The sequence below is a fragment of the Lyngbya sp. CCY1209 genome, assembly GCF_035615495.1.
Lineage (GTDB): Bacteria > Cyanobacteriota > Cyanobacteriia > Cyanobacteriales > Microcoleaceae > Limnospira.
On record NZ_JAJENU010000165.1, the window covers coordinates 1 to 3,033 of the forward strand.

At 51.8% G+C, this 3,033-nt stretch carries 3 protein-coding genes; 2 read left to right on the forward strand and 1 reads right to left on the reverse strand.

What is annotated here, in order from left to right:
* The first annotated feature begins 227 nt into the window (after positions 1 to 227).
* Entirely contained in the window at positions 228 to 1,850 is a 1,623-nt protein-coding gene (locus tag LKE08_RS02340) for a mechanosensitive ion channel domain-containing protein (protein WP_324702581.1), read from the forward strand.
* 315 nt (positions 1,851 to 2,165) lie between these two features.
* On the forward strand, positions 2,166 to 2,633 hold the full coding sequence (locus tag LKE08_RS02345; protein ID WP_324702582.1) for a lipopolysaccharide assembly protein LapA domain-containing protein: 468 nt from the start codon (positions 2,166 to 2,168) through the stop codon (positions 2,631 to 2,633).
* Between the two features lie 44 nt (positions 2,634 to 2,677).
* Here LKE08_RS02345 and LKE08_RS02350 read toward each other — a convergent pair whose 3' ends face one another.
* Complete coding sequence (locus LKE08_RS02350; RefSeq protein ID WP_324702583.1) at positions 2,678 to 2,854, reverse strand: hypothetical protein; 177 nt, start codon at positions 2,852 to 2,854, stop codon at positions 2,678 to 2,680.
* Positions 2,855 to 3,033 lie beyond the last annotated feature (179 nt).

The window sequence follows — 3,033 nt, forward strand, 5'->3', positions numbered from 1 at the left end:
ATATCCATCCAAGGGGATGGAAGCCTTACCGGGAAGTTATTTCAGGTATTTCAGCCCTATTTCGTTCCCGAACGAATAGCACAACTTCCCCTATCATACCGATTCTCGAAAAAGTGGCAACTCCCGCCCCCGTCTTTCGGGAATCTACCGCCGGACGGATGAAATAAACGATAATATTCCTCGTAGGGATTCATCCGAACCACCAGGCAGGACAGCAAAGGACGACCGTGAACCAGCAATTCTTCGATCGCAAAATTCGCCACCTTTTTTTCATCGCACTGGGTCTGAGTCTGGCTCTTTTTTTGAGCCTCTTTCCGGGTTTTCCCGCCCTCGGCCAGCAGGGGACGATCCCCTCATTCAAGTCGAATACCGCCCCGGTGATCCTCGACGGACGGCGAATTTTTAAGGTCAGCAGTTCGCAAGAATTTCCGGCTCTGGAACGGGCGGAAATGATCGAAAACAAACTCCAGCAGGCGGTGCGATCGCCCGATCCGATCACCGTGACTGTCAGAGATAATAATACCCTGCCGACCATTTGGCTGAATGACGGATATTTGTTGACCGTCACCGAACGGGATTCGGAAACCGGAAACGACGTTTGGGAACAGGCCGACCGTTGGAAACGCGAGATCCAATACGCCGTCAATCGCGCCCAACAAGAACGCAGCCTGCAATTTTTGCAAGTGGCGATCTTGCGGTCGGCACTGATCCTCATTTGTGCGATGTTGACCCACTGGGCGATCGGAAAATTATGGGAAAAATATCTCCGGCGCATTTTGGAGGCTTTCTTACCCTCGGAAAATGACGTTTCCCAAAAACAGCAAAAAAAACAACACCGCAGTGTAGATGTCTTTTTGAACTTGACCCTCTCCAGCGTCCGCCTCGGGCTGTGGTTCGCCGTTTTTATCTACATTGCCAACCAGTTTCCGGTGACGCGACAGTGGAGTTATCAGGTCGGCGGCACCATCGTCACCACCCTGACCTCCGACATTTTCAGCCTCGACAACAACTCCTATTCCATCCCCGACATTTTAGTTTTGCTGCTCCTGCTTTGGGCGCTAATTTTTACTGCGAAAGTGCTGGAAGACGTGCTGCGATCGCGCATTTTGGAAGCCACGGGAATCAGCCGCGGCGCCCAGGAAGTTGTGGCGGTCATCATCCGCTATAGTCTCATCTGTATCGGCAGTTTGGTATTGTTGCAAGTCTGGGGATTGAACCTCAGTTCCCTCACCATTCTCGCCAGCGCCCTGGGCGTCGGGATCGGCTTCGGATTTCAAGATATCGCCAAAAATTTCGGCAGCGGTTTGGTGTTGTTATTTGAGCGTCCCATCCAGGCCGGCGACTTCATCGAAGTGGGAGAATATCAGGGGATCGTCGAACGGGTTGGCGCCCGCAGTACGGTGATAAAAACCCTCGATCAAATTTCTATTATCGTCCCCAATTCCCGCTTTTTAGAAACGGAATTGATCAACTGGGATCACGACAATTCCCTCTCCGGACTGCGACTTCCTGTCGGCATCGCCTACGGTTCGGACGTGGAAAAGGTGAAGGATTCTTTGCTGGACGTTGCGAAGGCTAATCCGGATGTCTTGACGATCCCTTCCCCCCAGGTTTTATTCAAGGGGTTCGGGGACAGTTCTCTCGATTTTGAATTGCGGGTTTGGACCCGCCACCCCGAACGCCAAGTTGTGATTAAAAGTGATTTATATTATGAAATTGAAGCCATGTTGCGAAAGCGAAATATCGAAATTCCGTTCCCGCAACGAGACCTGCACGTTCGCGGCAGTATGCCTCTAGAATTGTCCCCGGAGTTGAAAGCGCTATTGTCGAAATTAATTTCACCTTCTTAGGTGGGAGTCTGGGGGAGACGGCGAAGGCTCTTCGCCTCGACTAAAAATTGATGGAGAAGAAACCCGGTGTCCGAGAAGGACTCGGGTGTCGATCTGAGATTTTTGAGACCCGGTTTCTCAAATCCACCCCATGCCAGCCGATCGCCCCAAAATCGGAACTCGTCACCAAAAAAGCATTTCTTAACGGATCATCTCGCGATCGTATCGTAGACTGAGGGAAGTGCGTCGATGGATGATGAACCGCTCGGAGGTGGAAAGGCCCCGTCGATGCATCTGAAAAAGTTGACCCGTTACGAATCGTTTGGGAGTAAATTTATGCGAGCGTTGAATTTTGTGTTAGTTATTTTAATTGCCCTGGGACTGGTGGTGTTCAGCCTCCAAAATACCCAGCCGGCCACCATTCAGTTGATTTCCGGAGAGGTGGAAGTCGAGGCTCCCCTCGCCGTGGAATTGATCGTGGCGGCGGGTTTCGGAGGGATTCTGGCGTGGCTGTTTATTCTCTGGTCTAGGGTACAGCAATTGTTGGGCGATCGCGCCACCCTCCGCAAAATCCGCGCACAGGAAAAACGCATCCAAGAATTGCAGGACACCCTGCAAAAATATCAGGGACAAACCCTGTCCGAAAAAACCGAAGCCAAAGCCGAATTTGAGGCCAAAACCGAACCCGAAGCCGAAGTGAAAGACGAACCCAAAACCGAACCCGAACCGGAAACCAAAGCGGAATCCGAACCCGAACCCGAAAAAACCGAACCGGCGGAAAAAGCTGAGGAATCCAAAAAGTAGGGTATGAAACAGGGGAAAGCGATCGCCCTCAACCCGACCACCACTCAATCAACTCCGGCAGAATCCGGAGCGATCTGATAGCGAGGCTGCACGACCAGCAGGCGTTCTCGCCTGTCAATGAGGCGGGCGATCGCTTCCCACTGCCCGTCTCGGAAGGTGGCGGCGGGGTCGTCCAGGGCGGTTTTTAAAAAAGATAAGGCTTCATGTTTTAAGGGTTCCATTGTCAGTTCCGCTGTGGCACACTACGGCATTGATCGCTATTTTAAACTAAAAAATCGCGCCGGATCGTGATCGCCCTTTCCGGGATCGCTACAATATATATCAATGTGCGATTCGTTCGGGAGTGAAATAAGGCTGAAATGCCTGAAATAACCTCCTGGTAAGGCTTCCATCCCCTTGG